This is a genomic window from Thalassobius sp. MITS945101 (assembly GCF_047123305.1).
Classification (GTDB): Bacteria; Pseudomonadota; Alphaproteobacteria; order Rhodobacterales; family Rhodobacteraceae; genus Thalassobius.
This window is the reverse complement of the sequence record NZ_CP138918.1, coordinates 824,975-842,875: the sequence shown is the minus strand read 5'-3', so window position 1 is coordinate 842,875 and position 17,901 is coordinate 824,975. Positions and strand designations below refer to the sequence as shown.

Here is a 17,901-nt window from a genome sequence, read left to right as displayed (position 1 = left end):
CCCTTAAAGGAGCAGTCAACAAGGCGCGACAATGCAAGGGGAGCGGGCGAATGGCAATGGCAGATGTGACCATCTACGGCGCAGGGATCTTTGGCCTGTCGATCGCCTGGGCCTGTCAGAAACGCGGCGCCAAAGTGCGGGTGATCGACCCGTTTGGACCGGGCGCAGGGTCCAGCGGTGGCCTTGTCGGGGCGCTGGCACCGCATGTGCCGGAAAACTGGAACCCGAAGAAAGCGTTTCAGTTCGAAAGCCTGATGATGGCGGAACCCTTCTGGCAGGATGTCGAGGCAGCGGGCGATGTTTCCTCTGGTTACGGGCGCACCGGACGGATCCAGCCGATCGCCGATACCCATGCTTTGGAACTGGCGCGTGATCGCGCAGCTAGCGCTGGTGATCTGTGGCAGGGCAAGGCCGTTTGGGAGGTTCTGCCAGTAGCCGATGTGGGCGATTGGGCCCCTGCGAGCGCCTCAGGCTATGTGATCCGTGACACTTTGACCGCACGGATGCACCCGCGCCGGGCCTGTGCGGCCCTGGTGGCGGCTTTGCAGGAAGCGGGCGGTATGGTGGTTGAGGCTGGCGCTGAAGAAGGGCGTGTGCTCTGGGCCACCGGCGTGGCGGATCTGGAAGCCATCAGCGCGGCCCGACCACGTGTTTTTGGTAGTGGCATCAAGGGGCAAGGCGCGTCTTTGCGGGTGACATCGGATCTACGGAACGCACCGCAGCTCTTTGCTGACACGGTGCATGTGGTGCCCCATGCGGACGGAACGGTGGCCATTGGATCCACCAGTGAACGTGTGTTTGACGATCCAAACTCGGTTGATGCCCGGCTGGAGGAGGTGATCGCCCGCGCCATTGCGGCGGTGCCAGCCTTGCAGGGGGCTGAGGTGCTGGAGCGCTGGGCCGGCGTCAGACCGCGCAGCCGTTCGCGCGCGCCAGTTTTGGGGCAACACCCGCTGCGCGAAGGCCAGTTTATCGCCAATGGCGGTTTCAAAATCGGCTTTGGTATGGCGCCCAAGGTGGCGGAGGTGATGGCAGATCTCCTGGTGGAAGACACCGACACCATCCCCGCAGCGTTCCGACCCGAAGCCAGTTTCTGAACGGCGGTGTAGCGCAGCTAAGCGGTGCGGGGCTGGCGCCCCGCGCAGGGTGTCTCAGGCGCGCGGCGCCTTCGGATTTGCCTCCGGCGGGAGTGTTTTCAGCAAGATGAAAAGCGCGGGGTCTAGCTGGCGCTTGCCGACATATGCTGCCGCCCGTCAGCGCCGCGTACCCAGAGCTGCCCACCTTCCTGCCCGCCGTCCTGCCAGCAGAGCGTTGCGGTTTCGTGGTGCATCAGCGGCGCGGTGGCGCGGAACCGGAAGCGTTTCAACGGGCCTTGCTGGGCTTCGGCGTAGAGCATCAGCAGCTGTGCTAGCAGCGGGCCGTGGCTGACCATGCCGTTGTAGCCTTCGACCTCACGGGCGTAGCTCTCGTCGTAATGGATGCGGTGCCCGTTGAAGGTGAGGGCGGAGTAGCGAAACAGCAGCGTGCTGTCGAAATGCACCTCCTGACAGGCGTACTCGTCTTTTGCGGCCATGGGGGGCAACGGCACCGGCGCGTCTGGCGCGGGATCTTCGCGGTAGACGATGTCCTGGTACTCGCGGGTGGTCAGGGTGTCGTTTTGCAGGATGTCGTGTTGCAGAGTGACAAAGGCCAGCGGGCCGCTGCGGCCCTGTTTGCGGGTGATCTGGGCGATCTGGCTGTGTTTGGTGGCTTCAATCCCTGCCCGCAGGGGGCTGTGAAACTCCAGCTGGCCGCCCGCCCACATCCGACGCGGCAGGCCAAGATCGGGGATCAGCCCGATGCCTTTGGCCGGATGGCCGTCGCGGCCCAGATTGCTGGGCGGTTCGGCCTGCCAGAAATAGATCTGATGGAAAAACGGCGGCAGAGGGCTGCCGGTTTCCACGCTTTCGTCACGGCCCAATGTGGCCTGCAAAGCGCGGGCGCGGGCGGGGTCCATCACATCGGTTTGACGTGTTGCGGCGGGCAGGTCATCTTGCGTGAATTCGGTCATGGGCCGGACGGTAATCCCGGTGGACAAGAGGGGCAAATGGAAATGGTGCAAGTGACGTCGCTGGATCATCTGGTGCTGACCGTTGCTGATCTGGCGGCGACGGTGGCGTTTTATCAGGATGGTCTGGGCATGGAGATGCAACGGTTTCGCGCTGCCGACGGCAGCAACCGCTGGGCGTTGAAATTTGGTGATCAGAAAATCAACCTGCATCAGGCAGGCGCCGAGTTTGAACCGAAGGCACGATTTGCCACACCAGGGTCGGCGGATCTGTGTTTCCTGAGCGATACCCCCTTGGAGGACTGGCAGGCGCATCTGCAGGCACAGGGGATTGCGCTGGAAATGGGGCCGGTGCCCCGGTCTGGCGCAACCGGGGCGATTGTTTCGCTGTATCTGCGCGATCCGGATGGCAATCTGATTGAGATCAGCAACCGGATCTGAGCGCCGATCAGGCGGCTTTGGCGGCTTTGGTCACCGCAGCAGTGCTGCGCAGGAGGTCCATCAGCTCGGCCAGATTGGCGAGGTAACGGTCGTTTTCCAGCTGGCCAGTTTCAAATTCTTTACCCGCGCTGGCAATGCAGAGCGCGGGGCCCGCGATGACATTGGCGCGCAGCGGTGACAGCATGTTGCGCAGCACATATTGCGCGGTCTCACCGCCCGTGCGACCCGCGGCGGCAGACATGACCGCAACGGGCTTGCCAGCGAACAGCTTGCGGCTGTCGCGGCTCATCCAGTCCAGCGCGTTTTTCAGAACGCCCGAGGGCGCTTTGTTATATTCAGGGGTCGAGATAATCACGGCTTCGGCAGTGGCCAGTTGATCCGCGAGGGTTTTCACGGCGGCGGGCTGACCTTCGGCCGCTTCCAGATCGCCGTCGTATAGCGGCAGGTTCAGGTCTGCGGTGATCACCTCACCACCGTAAATTTCACCCGCCTGGGCGACGAGCTTGCGGTTCACGCTGTCTTTGCGCAGGGAGCCGGAAATAATGAGAACGGCCATCGGAGCCTCCTGAAATCTATCTGTTCGCTGAAACGGGTTTAGCGTGGATATCCGCAGGTCAAAAGAGGTGTCGGCGCAAGCTGACTGTGCGCTGATGCAGAAAGAGCGCCCGTTGCGGGGCGCTCTTGTGCGATACTTTGAAGGGCAGGGCCGATCAGTTTGGCAGGATCACGATGTCCACGCGACGGTTCTGTGCGCGGCCTTCGGGCGTCAGGTTGGACGACACCGGCTGATCTTCGCCGCGGCCAATGGTTTGCACGCGATAGGAGGACACGCCGCCATCGATCAGGATCGCCGACACGGCACCTGCGCGGCGCTGGCTGAGGTCGAGGTTATATTCGGCCGAACCGGTGTTGTCGGTGTGCCCCAGCACCTGCACGGTGGTTTCGGGGTAGCGGTTCAGGCTTTCGGAAACGGCGGCAAGATCGTCGCGCAGGGCCGGGGCAACATAGGTGCTGTCGACGTCAAACAGAATGTCCTGCGGCAGGGTCACAATCAGGCGGTCACCGGTGTTGGTGATGCTGACGCGATTGTCGAGGCTTTGGCGCAGTTCGGCCTCTTGCTGGTCCAGGCGCTGGCCAACGGCCCCACCAAGTGCTGCACCAGCGATGCCGCCGATCAGTGCGCCTTTTTTGTTGTCATCGGCGATAATCGCGCCGGACACCGCGCCGAGAATGCCACCCATGATGGCCCCTTCGCGGGTGTTTTTGTTCGGGTCGTCACCGCCCAGATAGCTGGGATCAGTACAGGCTGTGACGGTCAGAAGGGATGCGCCTGCAATCAGGAGCGCGGTTTTGGATGCTCGGATCATGGTCTGTGCCTCTTGTCTCTCCGCCGTTGCGGTTCGGCGGTATCATAGACCTATCATAACAGAGCTTGGCCAGATCAGGGGGAAAAACTCGGCAGTATTCCGCGCAAATCTTGGTGTTCTGCGCGGAAACGCTCCGCCTTTTGCACGATCTGTTTGCTTCAGGCCGCGTCGGTCTGGGCTGGGTCGCCTTCGGCGCGGGCGGCCTCATAGGCCAGCAGCGCACGTTTCACCGGCAGGCCCCAGTGATAGCCCCCAAGGGCACCGGATTTGCGCAAGGCTCTATGGCAAGGGATCAGCCAACTGACAGGGTTGCGGCCCACAGCTGTGCCGACCGCCCGCACCGCCTTGGGCGATCCGATCGACTGGGCGATTTCGGAATAGGTGGTGACCTGCCCCGAAGGGATGCGCAGCAGAGCCTCCCAAACTTTGATTTGGAAAGGTGCCCCAATCATGTGCAGCGTGGTTTCGCCAGAGAGGTTAAATGCGGCATCCACCAAGGGGCGCAGCATCATCGGATCTTCGACAAACGTGGCTTTTGGCCAACGCGACAGCATGTCCTCCATCGCGGCCTCGGTGCCGGTTTCCGCCGCAAAAGCCAAGCCACAGAGCCCTTTTTCCGTACCCATCACCAAGGCCAGCCCAAAGGGGCTGTCATACCAGCCCCAATAGACCGTTAGCCCGTTTCCGCCACGGGCATATTCCCCCGGGCTCATCGCTTCCCAACGCACAAACAGATCGTGCAGCCGCGAGTTGCCGGACAGCCCGACCTCATGGCTAACGGCCAGCGTGGTCATTTTGTCTCGCAGTAGATGTTTGGCGTGATCCAGCGTCAGATATTGCTGGTAGCGTTTCGGAGAGACCCCGACCCAGCGTGAAAACACCCGCTGAAAATGGGCCGGACTCATCCCCAGCTGATCGGCCAGATCGCCCAGGCTCTGGCCTGGCCCGCCTGCGTCAATCAGATCAATGGCGCGTCGCATCACCTGAAAATGGTAGCTTTGGCCCTCGGGTGTCATGTCCGGCTCCTGCGGCTGGTCTGTCTCTTTGCACATAGCCTAGCCGTTCAGCCCGAAGCCAACGACCCGAAACTTGCGCATTGCGCGCTTTCCACCCAAGGTGGCCGGATGACAGACCGATTTATCTCTGCCGCCGTTGATCTGCATGGCCGTTTGATCCGCGATGACGCACCGGGCGCGATGCTGCCTTGGTGGAGTTTCACCAAAACCCTGATTGCTGCCTGTGTGCTGCAACGGGCTGGCGAAGGCTTCATGGATCTCGATGCGGAAATGCCCGGGCGACCCTACACGCTGCGTCAGCTTCTGACCCATACGGCAGGGCTGCGCGACTACGGGCCGGTCGGCCCCTACCAGCAAGCGGTTTCCGCCGGGGATACGCCCTGGCCCGTGGCTCAACTGCTAGAAACCGCCCGCGCAGAGGATCTACTGGGGGCGCCGGGGACACGGTGGAACTATTCCAACATCGGCTACATGTTCCTGCGGTTCGCGCTGGAGGTCAGCGAGGGCGCACCACTGGGTGAGATCATTCACCGCCGGTTGATTGCCCCGCTGGGGCTGAAAACGCCACGTCTTGCCATGACCCCTGCCGATTTTGAAACGCTGGTCTGGGACGCGCAGGGCTATCACCCCGGCTGGGTCTATCATGGCTGTATGATCGGCCCCGCCGCGGATGCCGCAAAGGTACTGCATGCCATCCTGATTGGCGACCTGTTGACCGATGCGCAACGCAAACAGATGCAGCTGCGCTCGCTGGATGAAGGCGGTATCAAAGGCCGGATCTGGCGCTCCACTGGCTATGGGTTGGGGCTGATGATCGGTGAGGCAGAAGACCACGGGCTGGCCATCGGTCACGCCGGATGTGGCCCGATGTCCGGCAACCTTGTGGCGCATTTCCCGCAATCAGGACTGACGGTCGCCAGCTTCTCCAAAGGCGGTGACGAAAGCCCGGCAGAATGGGAAACCCTGAGGGTCCTCTCTTCTCGTTGAAAAACAGACGCTAAGCCGTTACTGGGGTCAGGCCCCAATTCACCCAGCCACCAGCCTCGTTTGAGGCGCAGCCAGCAACCGGACCGCCCGTATGGCCAAACAGCTCGACTATCACACGATCCGCGAGATCTTCACCCGTTTCCAGGCCTCCGAGGCGGAACCAAAAGGTGAGTTGGATCACGTCAACGCCTACACGCTGGTGGTGGCTGTCGCGCTGTCTGCGCAGGCAACCGACAAAGGTGTGAACAAGGCCACGGCCGAATTGTTCAAAATCGCCGACACCCCGCAGAAAATGCTGGATCTGGGCGAAGAACAACTGATCGAACATATCAAAACCATCGGGCTTTACCGCAACAAGGCCAAGAATGTGATCAAGCTGTCACGTCTTCTGGTGGAGGACTACGGCGGCGAAGTGCCCAACAGCCGCGCCGCGTTGGAAAGCCTGCCTGGTGTGGGGCGCAAAACCGCCAATGTGGTTCTAAACATGTGGTGGCACTACCCGGCGCAGGCCGTGGACACCCATATCTATCGTTTCGGCAACCGTTCGGGCGTCTGCCCGGGCAAAGACGTGGTGGCCGTCGAACGCGCCATCGAAGACCACATTCCCACCGATTTTCAACAACACGCCCACCATTGGATGATCCTGCACGGGCGCTACATCTGCACAGCACGCAAGCCCAAATGCAACGCCTGTCACATCCGTGACCTGTGCCAATTTGAGGAAAAAACCCCATGAAAAAGTTTCAGGTTGTCGGTATCGGCAACGCCATTGTTGACGTGATCAGCCAATCCGACGACAGCTTCCTTGACCTGATGGGTATCCAGAAGGGCATCATGCAACTGGTGGAACGTGAGCGCGGCGAGATGCTCTACGGTGCAATGGAAAACCGCAAACAGGCGCCGGGTGGATCAGTGGCCAACACCCTGGCAGGGCTGGGCAATCTGGGCCTGACCACCGGCTTTATTGGCCGCGTGCATGACGATGCGCTGGGCCAGTTCTACGCTGAGGAAATGGAAAAAGGCGGCACCGCATTTGTGAACCCACCGGTTCCGGGTGGCGAGCTGCCGACTTCGCGGTCGATGATCTTTGTCTCACCGGACGGGGAACGGTCGATGAACACCTACCTCGGCATCTCGTCTGAGCTGGGGCCGGATGATGTATCCGACGACGCGGCAGGCGCCACCGAAATCCTGTTCCTTGAGGGCTACCTCTACGACAAGCCAAAGGGCAAAGAAGCCTTTGAACGGGCCGCCAAACTGTGCCAGGCGGCCGGCGGCAAAGCCGGTATCGCCCTGTCCGACCCGTTCTGCGTGGACCGTCACCGCGAAGATTTCCGTCGTCTGGTGAAAGAGCTGGACTATGTGATCGGCAACGAACACGAATGGGCGTCGCTTTATGAGACTGACCTCTCGTCGGCACTGGAACAGGCGGCGCAAGATGCGGGCATGGTGGTCTGCACCCGCGGCGGCCATGATGTGGTGCTGGTGCGCGGCGACGAACAGGTAACTGTCCCCGTGACCGAAGTGACCCCGGTGGACGCCACTGGCGCCGGCGATCAGTTTGCAGCTGGTTTCCTCTATGGCTACGCCACCGGTGCCTCGCTGGAAGTGGCGGGCCGCATGGGCTGTGTCGCCGCTGCAGAAGTGATCGGACATTTCGGCGCACGCCCCGAAGCCAATCTGCCGTCGCTGTTCCGCCAGGCCGGTCTGATCGACTGATCGGCGAATTCTACAACCGCAGGAAGGGCGTCCCGAGTGGGCGCCCGTTTCTTTGGGGGCAGCGCAAGCGGCAAGGTTTGAATTGGATATTTGAGCCAAGAAGAACGCAGATGTTCCGCCCCATCCAAGCCGGTCGACACGGCGCCGATGCTTACCTGGATGGGGCGGTTTCTCCTTGGGCGGTCATCGGCTTCCCAGCCTGTACCGCCAGACAAACCTGCCCGATTCTGGTTAAGAAACTGTTATTCTTCTTGGGGCAAATATCCCAGGGGTCCGGGGGCGGCGCCCCCGGCTGCGCTCAGGTCGCACTCAGGCGGCGCGGCCTCGGATGATACGGTCCGCCAGCGCCGGTGACAGGCGTTGGACTTTGCGCAGCAGGCGGACTTTGTCGATCGCCACTTCGCGCTGCCCTTCAGCAAGACCTTGCAAGGTTTCGCGGGCCGCTTGCTCGGCGCTGATCTTTTGCTTGGGATCGCCCTGGGATAGGTCGGTGTCCACCAGAGTCATCAGCACTTCGCTGACCTGAATGGGCAGGCGGGCGTCTTCGATCTGATAGCGCAGGGTTTTGGTGAAGCTGCGCAGCCCGGCCTTGGTGGCACAGTAGGTGGCTGCATTAGGTAGTGGGGCGAGGGCAAGGCCCGAGGTTACATTTGCGATCAGGCTCTGCGATTGGCGCGAAAGGGTCGGCAGCAGGGCCGCGCAGAGTGCAATGGGCGCTGTCAGGTTAATCGCTACTTCCTGCGCGGTCTCTGTATAGCGATCATGGGGCGGGTCGGTCAGACGGGTGTGGGTCATGATGGCGGCATTGTTGATCAGGGCGCTGCAGTCGGGGTGCGCATCTGCCACCCACTTGGCGACGGCGCGGGGCATCTCGGGATTGGCCAGATCCGCGGCAAGGATATCGATCTGCTCTGGTGCATCATCTTGCAGGGCTTCCAGTGCGGCTTGATCCCGCGCCACGGCGAGCACGGTCGCGCCAAGGTCCAGCAGTTGATAGGTCAGCGCCCTTCCGATGCCTCGGGTGGCACCAGTGAGCAGGATTTTGCGATGGGCGAAGTCAAAGGCCATGGGGCACCTCCTTGCAGGGTTCGGGTTCTGTCTGATAATGTGAGGCATCGCTCATATTTGAAAACTCGCCTTTTGCCGATGGATCAAGACGCTGCACTGAACCCAAGAAAACAACCCAAACAAGGGCGGTCGCGGGCCACGTTTCAGGCGATCCTTGAGGCCTGCACTCAGCTTTTGCATCATGGTGGCGTGGCTGCGGTGACGACAAATGCGCTGGCCGAAAGGGCCGGTGTTTCGATCGGATCGCTTTACCAATATTTCCCCAGCAAAGAGGCAGTCTTGGCCGAACTGGTGCGCGGGCTGCGTGAGGAGATGTTCACCGATATGGTGGCGGTTCTGGAGGCGCCAGAGGCGGCCAGCCTGTCGAAGCAGGATCTTGTGTATCGGCTGGTGCGCGCCTCACTCCGGCATCATGACCGCAGTCCCGAATTGGCGCAGGTGCTGGAGATGGTGGAGGAGGCGTTGCCGATGTCCGGGGAAGTGGCTGAGGGCAAGGCACGGGTGGGCGCGCTGTTGATCACCTTGCTTAGGGACATCGGCGTGGTCGCGCCGGAGGAGGCCGCGCGGGATCTGGTGGCGCTCAGCGCCGGTATGGCGCGGGCGGCCGTGCAGGCAGGGGAGACGGATTTCGACGCTTTGGCCCACCGCATTCATCGCGCCGTTGTTGGCTATCTGGCGCTATAGAAAAGGCGGCCCTGGTGAAGGACCGCCTGTGCAAGTGTCTATGGTGCCAGCGGGTCAGTCCCCCAATTTGGCGTGGACCTCATCCAGATCAATCTCGCCAATGGGCATCTTGTTGCCTGGGTTTTCGAAGTCATATTTGAACAATTCGAAATCGCGTTTGTAGATTTCATAGACCAGATGCATCGACAGGTCGTCGAAGTATTCTTCCACCGGATGGGCCCGTTTCGGGCCGTGGCCTTCGGATTCGTTGAACCGAGGGATCTGGGTCAGATCAACGGCATGGGCGGTTTCGATGTTGTTGAGCACCTGCTGCATGCCGCCGTTGAAATCTTCGGTCCAGAAGATCTGATCATACTCCCCGCCGTTGGCGATGAAGGTGGAGACATGGCCCGACATGGCCGACCAGTGGATGTCCGGGTCCATCGGTTTGCGCCAGCGGATGGTGTCGCGGGCAAACAACAGGAAACGGCGGAAGCTGGCGATCTGGTCAAACTCCTGTTTGCCGTCATCCCCTCCAACCTCGATGCCGTATTTCTGGATCAGCATCGGCACCAGGTTGCCGCGATAGCGGCGGCCATTGCGTTGAATGCCGCAGATCTTGTCAAAGAAGCTCGACAGGATGCGGGTGTAAGGGTTGCGCACACAGGTGAACGCATAAGAGCGGTGGCTCTGCACATTGTGGCTGATCGCGCCGTGGCTTTCCTCGAATGCCCATTTGTGCATCCCGGATTTGGCGTCATGAATGTCGCCGTCAAAAAATTCGCCATGATCGGAATAGAACATGATCTGGCCAATGGTCGAACAGGCGCATTTGGGAACAACGCGGTAAACCACGCTTTCGCTTTCGGTCATCCAGGTGCCCGGAAATCCCATGGAACTGTTTCTCCTCAATATGCCCCGGCCCAAAGGGCACGCGAGGCGAACATTATGCTTTTGTTCACAAAACCAAAGATAGTCTGTTTATTCAATCGCCGTTCCGCCGTATCTATGTAAACAATCGTAAGAAAATGGGGCGATCGTTTCCGAAAATGGCAAGAGTTGCGTTCATTCTGTTGTGCCATAAAGACCCGGAGGCCATCATCCAGCAGGCGGAGCGGCTGACGGCGGCGGGCGACTATATGTCGATCCATTTTGATGCCCGCGCCAAACCGGCTCATTTCAAACAGATTCAGGATGCGCTTTCGGACAATCCCAGTGTGGTCTGTGCCAAACGCCGGATCAAATGCGGCTGGGGCGAATGGTCCCTGGTTGAGGCCACGTTGAACGCGGTGGAAACCGCGCTGGAGGCCTTTCCACGTGCCACCCATTTTTACATGTTGTCGGGCGACTGTATGGCGATCAAATCGGCGCAGTACATCCATAGTTTTCTGGACAGCAACGACCGCGACTATATCGAGAGCTTTGATTTCTTCGAAAGCGACTGGATCAAGACCGGCATGAAGGAAGACCGGCTGATCTACCGGCACTACTTCAACGAACGCACCCAGCCGAAACGGTACTACTGGGCCTATAACCTGCAGAAAAAACTGGGTCTGACACGGGAGATTCCGGAAGACATTCAGGTCCAGATCGGCAGTCAGTGGTGGTGTCTGCGCCGTCGCACCATTGAATGGATTGTCAATTTCACCCGCGAGCGCAAAGACGTCATGGCGTTCTTCCGCACCACTTGGATTCCGGATGAAACCTTCTTCCAGACGCTGGTGCGGCATCTGATCCCGGAAGAAGAGATTGAGACCCGCACCCTGACTTTCCTGATGTTTTCCGACTACGGGATGCCGGTGACATTTTACAACGATCACTACGACATGCTGCTCAGTCAGGATTTCTTGTTTGCCCGAAAAATCAGCCCGGATGCACGTGAGTTGAAGGCGCGTTTGGGTGCGCTTTATGCCGCCGAAGGGGTGGAGTTCAAGATCTCGGGTGAGGGGCGCAGCCTGTTCAAATTCCTGACCGGCCGAGGCCGTGTCGGGCGCCGGTTTGGCATGCGGTTCTGGGAAACCGAAAGCTCGCTGGGCCGGGAACGTGAACTGCTGATTGTGATCTGCAAGAAATGGCACGTGGCCAAACGCCTGTTGGAACAGATCCGCCAACAGACCAATATCCCCGCCATCGAGTACCTTTTTAACGAAGAAGGCACGCCGCTGCCTGACCTAGGCGGCATTCAGAAAACCATTGGCAAACGCCACCGCCACCGCCGCGCGCTGATGCGGATGCTGTTTGACTACTTCGAGACCGACCGCCTGATCATCTGTCTGGACCCGGACGCGCTGGACCTGTTGAAGGATTTCTGCGCCGACCGTTCCACCACCCGGCTGCTGGAGGTCGAGGTGGAGTTCACCGACAGCTACCTGAAAGGCCACGCCACCCGGATTGGATTGGCGGGGGAGCAGACACCGCAGGAAACGCTGGAACGTCTGCTGCCCACCATCCGCCATGATCTGGCTTTTGAAAGTGATCAGATCCGGGATGCAAATTTCGCCAATCACCTGCATCTGCGCCAACAGGACGGGCAAGAGGACCACATTCGCGCCCTGACCCAATTCCTTGCCATTCCCGATGGCAAAGCGCATGACATTGTGAATATCGACTATCTGTTTTCCGACTGAGGTGCCCGATGGCTTACGTCTATGACGACCAAAATATCTTTGCCAAAATTCTGCGCGGTGAGATTCCGAACAAAACCGTTCTGGAAACCGAACATGCGCTGGCCTTCCATGACATCCAGCCACAGGCGCCGGTGCATGTGCTGGTGATCCCGAAAGGCCCTTACGTCTGCTACGACCATTTCGCGCTGGACGCCTCGGAGGCCGAAATTGTCGGCTTCACCCGTGCGGTGGGCGAGGTCTGCAAAATGCTGGAGGTCCAGCCGGGTGAAGGTGGCGAGGGGTTCCGCGTGATCTCGAACGCGGGGGAAAACGGTGTGCAGGAAGTGCCGCATCTCCATGTGCATGTGCTGGGCGGGCGTTGGCTGGGCCGCATGCTGCCGAAGGTGGATTAAGCACGAAACGGATCGCGGAGCCGCGGCGTGGCCCGCTAGGGAAAACCAACCGAAACGGAGGTTTTCCCGATATGCCCCTTGCCTACCAAGCCCTGCCCACCGAAATCGCCCGTCATTATCAACAGGGCGGCGCAGATGCCAATGGACACCCGCCCGAACGCGCCCTCAGCGACGGACAAGGTGTGCCCTGCCGCCACTGCATGGACATTGTCCCCGCAGGGCAGGAGTTCCTGATCCTCAGCCACCGCCCCTTCCCCGAGGCGCAGCCCTATGCCGAACAGGGTCCGATTTTCCTTTGCGCTGAGGCCTGTAAACGGGGCGCTACAACAGTGCTTCCCGCCTTCCTGCAAAGCCCTGAATATATCCTGCGTGGCTACTCGGCCGACAACCGGATTGTCTATGGCAGCGGCGCTGTGGTGGACACATCCAAGATCCCAGCCGCTGCCGAAACCCTGCTGGCACGGGAAGACATTGCCTATTTGCATGTCCGTTCCGCCAGCAACAACTGTTATCACCTGAGGATCGAACGGCAGGCCTAGGGGCGTTGCCCCTCTGTGTCCAAAATGGGATTTTGAACCCATTCACCCCAGGATATTTGGACCAATGAGAAACGGCTTGCTTCTTGGGGTAAATATCCCCGCCGGAGGTATAAAAGTAAAAGCGCCCCACTGAGGTCAGCGGGGCGTTTTTGTGATAGGATCAGTGGGCCTCGGCCCAATTGGCGCCGCGACCTGCATCGACAACCAGCGGCACGGACATATGCAGCGCAGGGGCGGCAGCGCCTTCCATCACCTCGCGAGCGCGTTCCACCACCTGATCGGCGGCGGATTCCTCTACCTCGAAGATCAGTTCGTCGTGCACCTGCAGCAACATACGCGCCGGCAGATCTTGGATCGCGGCGGGCATGCGGATCATGGCTCGGCGGATCACATCGGCTGCGGTGCCTTGGATCGGCGCATTGATGGCCGCCCGTTGGGCAAAGCCAGCGCGGGGCCCTTTGGCGTTGATTTCCGGCATGTGGATTTTGCGGCCAAAGAGCGTCTGGACGTAGAGGTTCTCTTTCGCAAATGCCTTGGTGTCATCCATATAGGTGCGAATACCGGGGAAACGTTCGAAGTAGCGGGTGATGAAGGCCTGCGCCTCACCCCTTGGGATGTGCAGATTGCGCGCCAGACCAAAGGCCGAGATGCCATAGATCACCCCGAAGTTGATCGCCTTGGCCTGGCGGCGGATCTCTGGTGTCATTTCAGACATCGGCACGTCAAACATCTCCGAAGCCGTCATCGCGTGGATGTCATGGCCGTCTTTAAACGCCTGTTTCAGCGCGTCGATCCCCGCCATTTCCGCCAGGATGCGCAGTTCGATCTGGCTGTAGTCCAGCGACAGCAGCACCTTGCCTTCATCCGCCACAAAGGCTTCGCGGATCTTGCGGCCCTCTTCGGTCCTGACCGGAATGTTCTGCAGGTTCGGATCGTTTGAGGCCATCCGGCCGGTGTTGGCGCCGCTTTGCAGGTAGGAGGTATGGACCCGGCCCGTATCGGGGTGAATGTGATCCTGCAGCGCGTCGGTGTAGGTTGATTTCAGCTTTTGCAGCTGACGGTAATCCAGCACGCGGCGGGCAAAGGTATGTTCGTTGGCCAGATCTTCCAACACGTCGGCAGGGGTGGACCACTGGCCGGTTTTGGTTTTCTTGCCGCCTTCCAGCTCCATCTCTTCAAACAGGATTTTGCCGACCTGAGCGGGGCTCTGGACGTTGAATTCATGACCCGCTAGCTCATAAAGCTCAGCCTCATAACCGGCCATTTTCTGGGCAAAGCTGTTGGACATCCGGCTGAGCGCGTCACGGTCGACCTTAATGCCGGTCATTTCCATGTCTTTCAGCACATGGACCAGCGGGCGTTCCAGCGTTTCATAGACTTTGGTGACCTGTTCAAGGTGCAGCTGCGGCTTCAACTTCTGCCACAGACGCAGGGTGATGTCGGCATCTTCGGCGGCGTATTTCACCGCGTCCTCAATCGGCACCCGGTCAAAGGTGATGGCGGATTTGCCAGAGCCCAAGAGCGATTTGATCGGGATCGGCGTGTGGTTCAGGTAGCGTTCGGACAGTGCGTCCATGCCGTGGCCGTGGATCCCTGCATGCAGCGAGTAGGAGATCAGCATGGTGTCGTCGATCGGTTCCACCTCAATCCCATAGCGCGAGAACATCTTGGCGTCGTATTTCATGTTCTGGCCGATCTTGAGGATGCTTTCATCCTCCAGCATCGGTTTCAGCATCGCCAGTGCTGCGTCCAAGGGCATCTGCCCCTCGGCCAGTTGATCGGTGCCGAACAGATCATCGGATCCAGCCTTATGCGCCAGCGGCACATAGCAGGCCTGCCCCGCCTCAGAGCTGAGGCAGATGCCCACCAGATCCACCCGCATTTCGTCTAGACCGGTGGTTTCCGTATCCACCGCCACATAGCCGTGTTTGTAGGCGGCGTCGATCCAGGTCTGCAGCCCTTCGGCGTCTTTGACCCAGGTATAGGCCTCGGGATCGAAGGGCAGCTCGGCGGGTTCTTCCACGTCGCCAGCCGCCGCAGCGCTTTGTTGTGGGGTGTCGTTGATTGTGGGGGCTTCTACGCCCAACTGTTCCGCGATGCGTTTGGTGAGGGTGCGGAACTCCATCTCGGCCAGGAAGTTCATCAGCTCCTCTGACACCGGATCCTTCACCTCCAGATCATCGAGGGTGAAGTCCAGCTCCATCTCGCAATCCAGCTGCACCAGCTTCTTGCTCATCTCGATCTGGTCACGTTTTTCGATCAGGGTCTGGCGACGTTTGGGCTGTTTGATCTCATCGGCGCGGTCCAGCAGGGTTTCCAGATCGCCAAATTCATTGATCAGCAGCGCCGCTGTTTTGATGCCGATCCCCGGCGCGCCCGGTACGTTGTCGACCGAGTCGCCAGCCAGGGCCTGCACGTCGACCACCCGCTCTGGCCCGACACCGAATTTTTCATGCACCCCGTCACGGTCGATGCGTTTGTTCTTCATTGCGTCCAGCATTTCCACACCGTCGCCCACCAGCTGCATCAGGTCTTTGTCCGAGGAAATGATGGTGCAACGGCCACCTGCCTCGCGGGCCTGACAGGCAAGGGTTGCGATGATGTCATCAGCCTCAAAACCCTCGATCTCTTTGCAGGCGATATTGAAGGCACGGGTGGCATCACGGGTCAGCGGGAACTGTGGGCGCAGATCTTCGGGTGCGGGCGGGCGGTTGGCCTTGTACTGATCAAAAAGGTCGTTGCGGAAGGTCTTGCCCGAATGGTCGAAGATCACCGCCACATGGGTCGGCGCGTCGGGACCGGTGTTGCCCTCCACGTAGCGGTGCAGCATGTTGCAAAACCCCGCAACGGCCCCAATTGGCAACCCATCCGATTTCCGGGTCAGCGGCGGCAGAGCGTGATAGGCGCGGAAGATAAAGGCCGAGCCGTCGATCAGATGCAGGTGGCAACCTTTGCCGAATTCGGTGCTCATGGGGGTCTCCGCGCGCTAGAGGAACACCAGAGGTGTTCTAGTTATGTCCTGCGCCAGTAGTCGCATGGATCACGTCCGGCGGCTAGGGGGCGCTGCTCACTTTCCGGCTGTTTTGTCTGGATGAAACCGCCAGAGCGAGAGAGAGATCGAGGCCGGTATGGGCGTCCAGGCGCCAAAGGGGATGCCAGCTGCGCGCAGGCGTTTGCCGACCCAGGTGTTGCAGGTGTTGAACAGGTTGAACGCCCCCTGTGCCGCAAAGAAATGGCCCTGTGTCTTGGGCAGTTCTGGCACTGGCGTCAGGGCTGGATCAAAGCTGTTTTTGATGCCGGACAGCAGGGCCTCATATTGGGGCAGACTGATGTGCAACCAGCGGACAACATCTGGTCTGCCAATTGCGCCAAGCACGTCCACCCGCATCACGGAAGTGTCGCCAAAGATGGCCTTAGCAGAGGCACTGAGCGACACGTCGCTGTAAGTGCCGACAGAGGTGTAGAATTCACGTGCGCCCCACCCCAGCATCAGCCATTCGGCATTTGGATGGTTGACCGGGATGTCATGTGGTTCCAGAAAGGCAAAGCGAGCCTGCGTCTGTGCGTTCAGCGGCAGTAAGAAATCATTGTGGATCGGTCCCGCGGCCAAGCCGATTGTGACGGTGTGTTGATCACCTGTTGCCTCAAGGGACGCGGTGCTGCCGCCCAGAACGCCGCCGACCAAACCTGCCGCAAGGTAGCACATCACCAAGGCGGAAAGGGTGGCCAAACTGCCCAATGTTAGTTTGAGAAATCGAGAAAGCAGCGCCATGTCGGGGACCCTTCAGCGGCGCATCCCCAGATCAGCTCTGATCCGCGGCAGAACCCTTCAGGATGTATTTCGCATCGCAATAGGGGCATTCCACAAAGCCCTCTTCCGCGGGAATTTGCAGCCAGACGCGCGGATGACCCAGGGCCCCTTCGCCGCCGTCACAGGCGATTTTGGAGGTTTCGACAATCTTGGTCTCTGGCGCTTGGGTCGTCATCTGGGACGTTTCCTTTTGGCTGCAAAACATCTAGGTGCAGTTATGAGCGATCACACCAGCAGGGGCAAGGGCAGCCATGAGCGACAATGCGAATGGAACGGCGATTGAAAACGCAATCGAAATCCGGGGTCTGCAAAAGACCTATCGTGGCGGCAAGGGCGAGCCCGAGAAACAGGCGCTCAAAGGCATTGACCTGGATATTCCGCGTGGTTCGGTCTTTGGGCTTCTGGGTCCCAATGGGGCCGGCAAATCGACCCTGATCAACATTCTGGCCGGGCTTGTGACCAAAACCGCAGGTCAGGTGAAAATCTGGGGCTTTGATCAGGACGTCAATCCGCGACAGTCGCGGGCCTCGATCGGGGTGATGCCGCAAGAGCTGAACATGGACCCGTTTTTCAGCCCGCGTGGCGCGCTGGAGGTGCAGGCGGGCCTGTACGGGGTGCCCAAAGTGGACCGCCGCAGTGACGAAATTCTGCGTCTGATCGGGCTAGAAGATAAGGCCGAGGCCTATGCCCGCACCCTGTCCGGCGGGATGAAACGCCGCCTTTTGTTGGGCAAGGCACTGGTGCACGCGCCGCATATTCTGGTGCTGGACGAACCAACCGCTGGGGTGGACATCGAGCTGCGTCAGATGCTCTGGGCCAATGTGCGCAAGCTGAATGAGGACGGGATGACCATCATCCTCACCACCCACTATCTGGAAGAAGCCGAGGAGATGTGCGACGAGATCGCCATCATCAATCAGGGCGAGGTGGTGGCACGCGACAGCAAGGTCAATCTGATGGGCCAGATGGACGCCAAAACCATGGTGATCCATCCAGAAGCCCCCGTCGCCCAGTTGCCAGAGGCCGAAGGCATCACCGCTCAGATCCGTCCCGACGGGGCACTGGCGCTGTCCTACCACGCAAAACAGCATTCGGCCGAAGCGATCCTGGCGGTGGCGCGGGCCGCAGGTGTGCAGATCCGCGACCTTAGGATTGAAGAAGCAGACCTTGAGGATGTGTTCCTCGAGTTGACCAAATCGCGCTGAGGGTAGCGCGCGGCGTTTG

The 17,901-nt window shown here is 60.1% G+C and carries 19 protein-coding genes; 10 read left to right on the top strand and 9 right to left on the bottom strand.

Features of this window, described 5'->3' with window-relative positions; translation table 11 throughout:
- The first annotated feature begins 56 nt into the window (after positions 1-56).
- A complete protein-coding gene (locus tag SIC14_RS04335; RefSeq protein WP_412565822.1) occupies positions 57-1,097 on the top strand; it encodes an NAD(P)/FAD-dependent oxidoreductase in 1,041 nt (346 codons plus the stop codon).
- 122 nt (positions 1,098-1,219) lie between these two features.
- Here the strand turns inward: SIC14_RS04335 and SIC14_RS04330 are convergent, their stop codons facing one another.
- Positions 1,220-2,050 carry a MaoC family dehydratase N-terminal domain-containing protein gene (locus SIC14_RS04330; protein WP_412564604.1) on the bottom strand — a complete coding sequence of 277 codons (831 nt, stop codon included), beginning with the start codon at positions 2,048-2,050 and terminating at the stop codon, positions 1,220-1,222.
- A gap of 42 nt (positions 2,051-2,092) precedes the next feature.
- Here SIC14_RS04330 and SIC14_RS04325 point away from each other — a divergent pair, with 42 nt between their 5' ends.
- Complete coding sequence (locus SIC14_RS04325) at positions 2,093-2,488, top strand: VOC family protein (RefSeq protein ID WP_412565821.1); 396 nt, start codon at positions 2,093-2,095, stop codon at positions 2,486-2,488.
- A 7-nt stretch (positions 2,489-2,495) separates the two neighbouring features.
- Here the strand turns inward: SIC14_RS04325 and SIC14_RS04320 are convergent, their stop codons facing one another.
- From SIC14_RS04320 to SIC14_RS04310, 3 genes are all read right to left on the bottom strand, one after another.
- Positions 2,496-3,044, bottom strand: a complete 549-nt coding sequence (locus SIC14_RS04320; protein WP_412564603.1) for an NADPH-dependent FMN reductase — start codon at positions 3,042-3,044, stop codon at positions 2,496-2,498.
- 154 nt (positions 3,045-3,198) lie between these two features.
- Positions 3,199-3,855 carry an OmpA family protein gene (locus tag SIC14_RS04315; protein ID WP_412564602.1) on the bottom strand — a complete coding sequence of 219 codons (657 nt, stop codon included), beginning with the start codon at positions 3,853-3,855 and terminating at the stop codon, positions 3,199-3,201.
- 158 nt (positions 3,856-4,013) lie between these two features.
- Positions 4,014-4,871 carry a bifunctional helix-turn-helix domain-containing protein/methylated-DNA--[protein]-cysteine S-methyltransferase gene (locus SIC14_RS04310; RefSeq protein ID WP_412564601.1) on the bottom strand — a complete coding sequence of 286 codons (858 nt, stop codon included), beginning with the start codon at positions 4,869-4,871 and terminating at the stop codon, positions 4,014-4,016.
- Positions 4,872-4,979: 108 nt separating this feature from the next.
- On the opposite strand from SIC14_RS04310, the gene SIC14_RS04305 reads away from it, so the two are divergent.
- From SIC14_RS04305 to SIC14_RS04295, 3 genes are all read left to right on the top strand, one after another.
- Positions 4,980-5,858 (top strand): serine hydrolase domain-containing protein, encoded by an 879-nt coding sequence (locus tag SIC14_RS04305; RefSeq protein WP_412564600.1) that lies wholly within the window; start codon positions 4,980-4,982, stop codon positions 5,856-5,858.
- 91 nt (positions 5,859-5,949) lie between these two features.
- Entirely contained in the window at positions 5,950-6,594 is a 645-nt protein-coding gene (gene nth / locus SIC14_RS04300; RefSeq protein ID WP_412564599.1) for an endonuclease III, read from the top strand.
- Positions 6,591-7,577 carry an adenosine kinase gene (locus tag SIC14_RS04295; RefSeq protein WP_412564598.1) on the top strand — a complete coding sequence of 329 codons (987 nt, stop codon included), beginning with the start codon at positions 6,591-6,593 and terminating at the stop codon, positions 7,575-7,577. The genes nth and SIC14_RS04295 overlap by 4 nt, the downstream gene beginning before the upstream one ends.
- Positions 7,578-7,886: 309 nt before the next feature.
- On the opposite strand, the gene SIC14_RS04290 is transcribed toward SIC14_RS04295, so the two are convergent.
- Positions 7,887-8,645, bottom strand: coding sequence for an SDR family oxidoreductase (locus tag SIC14_RS04290; RefSeq protein WP_412564597.1), 759 nt, complete (start codon positions 8,643-8,645; stop codon positions 7,887-7,889).
- 78 nt (positions 8,646-8,723) lie between these two features.
- Here SIC14_RS04290 and SIC14_RS04285 point away from each other — a divergent pair, with 78 nt between their 5' ends.
- Complete coding sequence (locus tag SIC14_RS04285; RefSeq protein ID WP_412564596.1) at positions 8,724-9,329, top strand: TetR/AcrR family transcriptional regulator; 606 nt, start codon at positions 8,724-8,726, stop codon at positions 9,327-9,329.
- Between the two features lie 54 nt (positions 9,330-9,383).
- Here the strand turns inward: SIC14_RS04285 and SIC14_RS04280 are convergent, their stop codons facing one another.
- The gene (locus tag SIC14_RS04280) at positions 9,384-10,202 is read right to left on the bottom strand and encodes a sulfotransferase family protein (protein WP_412564595.1); all 819 of its coding nucleotides are present in this window, start codon (positions 10,200-10,202) and stop codon (positions 9,384-9,386) included.
- Positions 10,203-10,357: 155 nt separating this feature from the next.
- On the opposite strand from SIC14_RS04280, the gene SIC14_RS04275 reads away from it, so the two are divergent.
- The 3 genes from SIC14_RS04275 (at position 10,358) to SIC14_RS04265 (ending at position 12,866) form a co-directional block, all read left to right on the top strand.
- The gene (locus tag SIC14_RS04275) at positions 10,358-11,935 is read left to right on the top strand and encodes a DUF5928 domain-containing protein (protein ID WP_412564594.1); all 1,578 of its coding nucleotides are present in this window, start codon (positions 10,358-10,360) and stop codon (positions 11,933-11,935) included.
- 8 nt (positions 11,936-11,943) lie between these two features.
- Complete coding sequence (locus SIC14_RS04270; protein WP_412564593.1) at positions 11,944-12,327, top strand: HIT domain-containing protein; 384 nt, start codon at positions 11,944-11,946, stop codon at positions 12,325-12,327.
- A gap of 71 nt (positions 12,328-12,398) precedes the next feature.
- Positions 12,399-12,866: a DUF1203 domain-containing protein gene (locus SIC14_RS04265; RefSeq protein WP_412564592.1), complete on the top strand. Its 468-nt coding sequence runs from the start codon at positions 12,399-12,401 to the stop codon at positions 12,864-12,866.
- Positions 12,867-13,026: 160 nt separating this feature from the next.
- Here the strand turns inward: SIC14_RS04265 and polA are convergent, their stop codons facing one another.
- The 3 genes from polA to SIC14_RS04250 all read right to left on the bottom strand — a co-directional run bounded on the left by polA (position 13,027) and on the right by SIC14_RS04250 (position 16,852).
- Positions 13,027-15,837 carry a DNA polymerase I gene (gene polA, locus SIC14_RS04260; RefSeq protein WP_412564591.1) on the bottom strand — a complete coding sequence of 937 codons (2,811 nt, stop codon included), beginning with the start codon at positions 15,835-15,837 and terminating at the stop codon, positions 13,027-13,029.
- A 96-nt stretch (positions 15,838-15,933) separates the two neighbouring features.
- Positions 15,934-16,638: a TIGR02117 family protein gene (locus tag SIC14_RS04255; protein WP_412564590.1), complete on the bottom strand. Its 705-nt coding sequence runs from the start codon at positions 16,636-16,638 to the stop codon at positions 15,934-15,936.
- Between the two features lie 31 nt (positions 16,639-16,669).
- Positions 16,670-16,852 carry a zinc-finger domain-containing protein gene (locus tag SIC14_RS04250; RefSeq protein ID WP_412564589.1) on the bottom strand — a complete coding sequence of 61 codons (183 nt, stop codon included), beginning with the start codon at positions 16,850-16,852 and terminating at the stop codon, positions 16,670-16,672.
- 76 nt (positions 16,853-16,928) lie between these two features.
- Between SIC14_RS04250 and SIC14_RS04245 the strand changes: the two genes are divergently transcribed.
- Entirely contained in the window at positions 16,929-17,882 is a 954-nt protein-coding gene (locus SIC14_RS04245) for an ABC transporter ATP-binding protein (RefSeq protein ID WP_412564588.1), read from the top strand.
- Positions 17,883-17,901 lie beyond the last annotated feature (19 nt).

Coding starts and splice junctions, on each gene's coding strand:
- SIC14_RS04335 (WP_412565822.1), top strand. CDS start 57: ATGGCAGATGTGACCATCTACGGCGCAGGGATCTTTGGCCTGTCGATC.
- SIC14_RS04330 (WP_412564604.1), bottom strand. CDS start 2,050: ATGACCGAATTCACGCAAGATGACCTGCCCGCCGCAACACGTCAAACC.
- SIC14_RS04325 (WP_412565821.1), top strand. CDS start 2,093: ATGGTGCAAGTGACGTCGCTGGATCATCTGGTGCTGACCGTTGCTGAT.
- SIC14_RS04320 (WP_412564603.1), bottom strand. CDS start 3,044: ATGGCCGTTCTCATTATTTCCGGCTCCCTGCGCAAAGACAGCGTGAAC.
- SIC14_RS04315 (WP_412564602.1), bottom strand. CDS start 3,855: ATGATCCGAGCATCCAAAACCGCGCTCCTGATTGCAGGCGCATCCCTT.
- SIC14_RS04310 (WP_412564601.1), bottom strand. CDS start 4,871: ATGACACCCGAGGGCCAAAGCTACCATTTTCAGGTGATGCGACGCGCC.
- SIC14_RS04305 (WP_412564600.1), top strand. CDS start 4,980: ATGACAGACCGATTTATCTCTGCCGCCGTTGATCTGCATGGCCGTTTG.
- nth (WP_412564599.1), top strand. CDS start 5,950: ATGGCCAAACAGCTCGACTATCACACGATCCGCGAGATCTTCACCCGT.
- SIC14_RS04295 (WP_412564598.1), top strand. CDS start 6,591: ATGAAAAAGTTTCAGGTTGTCGGTATCGGCAACGCCATTGTTGACGTG.
- SIC14_RS04290 (WP_412564597.1), bottom strand. CDS start 8,645: ATGGCCTTTGACTTCGCCCATCGCAAAATCCTGCTCACTGGTGCCACC.
- SIC14_RS04285 (WP_412564596.1), top strand. CDS start 8,724: ATGGATCAAGACGCTGCACTGAACCCAAGAAAACAACCCAAACAAGGG.
- SIC14_RS04280 (WP_412564595.1), bottom strand. CDS start 10,202: ATGGGATTTCCGGGCACCTGGATGACCGAAAGCGAAAGCGTGGTTTAC.
- SIC14_RS04275 (WP_412564594.1), top strand. CDS start 10,358: ATGGCAAGAGTTGCGTTCATTCTGTTGTGCCATAAAGACCCGGAGGCC.
- SIC14_RS04270 (WP_412564593.1), top strand. CDS start 11,944: ATGGCTTACGTCTATGACGACCAAAATATCTTTGCCAAAATTCTGCGC.
- SIC14_RS04265 (WP_412564592.1), top strand. CDS start 12,399: ATGCCCCTTGCCTACCAAGCCCTGCCCACCGAAATCGCCCGTCATTAT.
- polA (WP_412564591.1), bottom strand. CDS start 15,837: ATGAGCACCGAATTCGGCAAAGGTTGCCACCTGCATCTGATCGACGGC.
- SIC14_RS04255 (WP_412564590.1), bottom strand. CDS start 16,638: ATGGCGCTGCTTTCTCGATTTCTCAAACTAACATTGGGCAGTTTGGCC.
- SIC14_RS04250 (WP_412564589.1), bottom strand. CDS start 16,852: ATGACGACCCAAGCGCCAGAGACCAAGATTGTCGAAACCTCCAAAATC.
- SIC14_RS04245 (WP_412564588.1), top strand. CDS start 16,929: ATGAGCGACAATGCGAATGGAACGGCGATTGAAAACGCAATCGAAATC.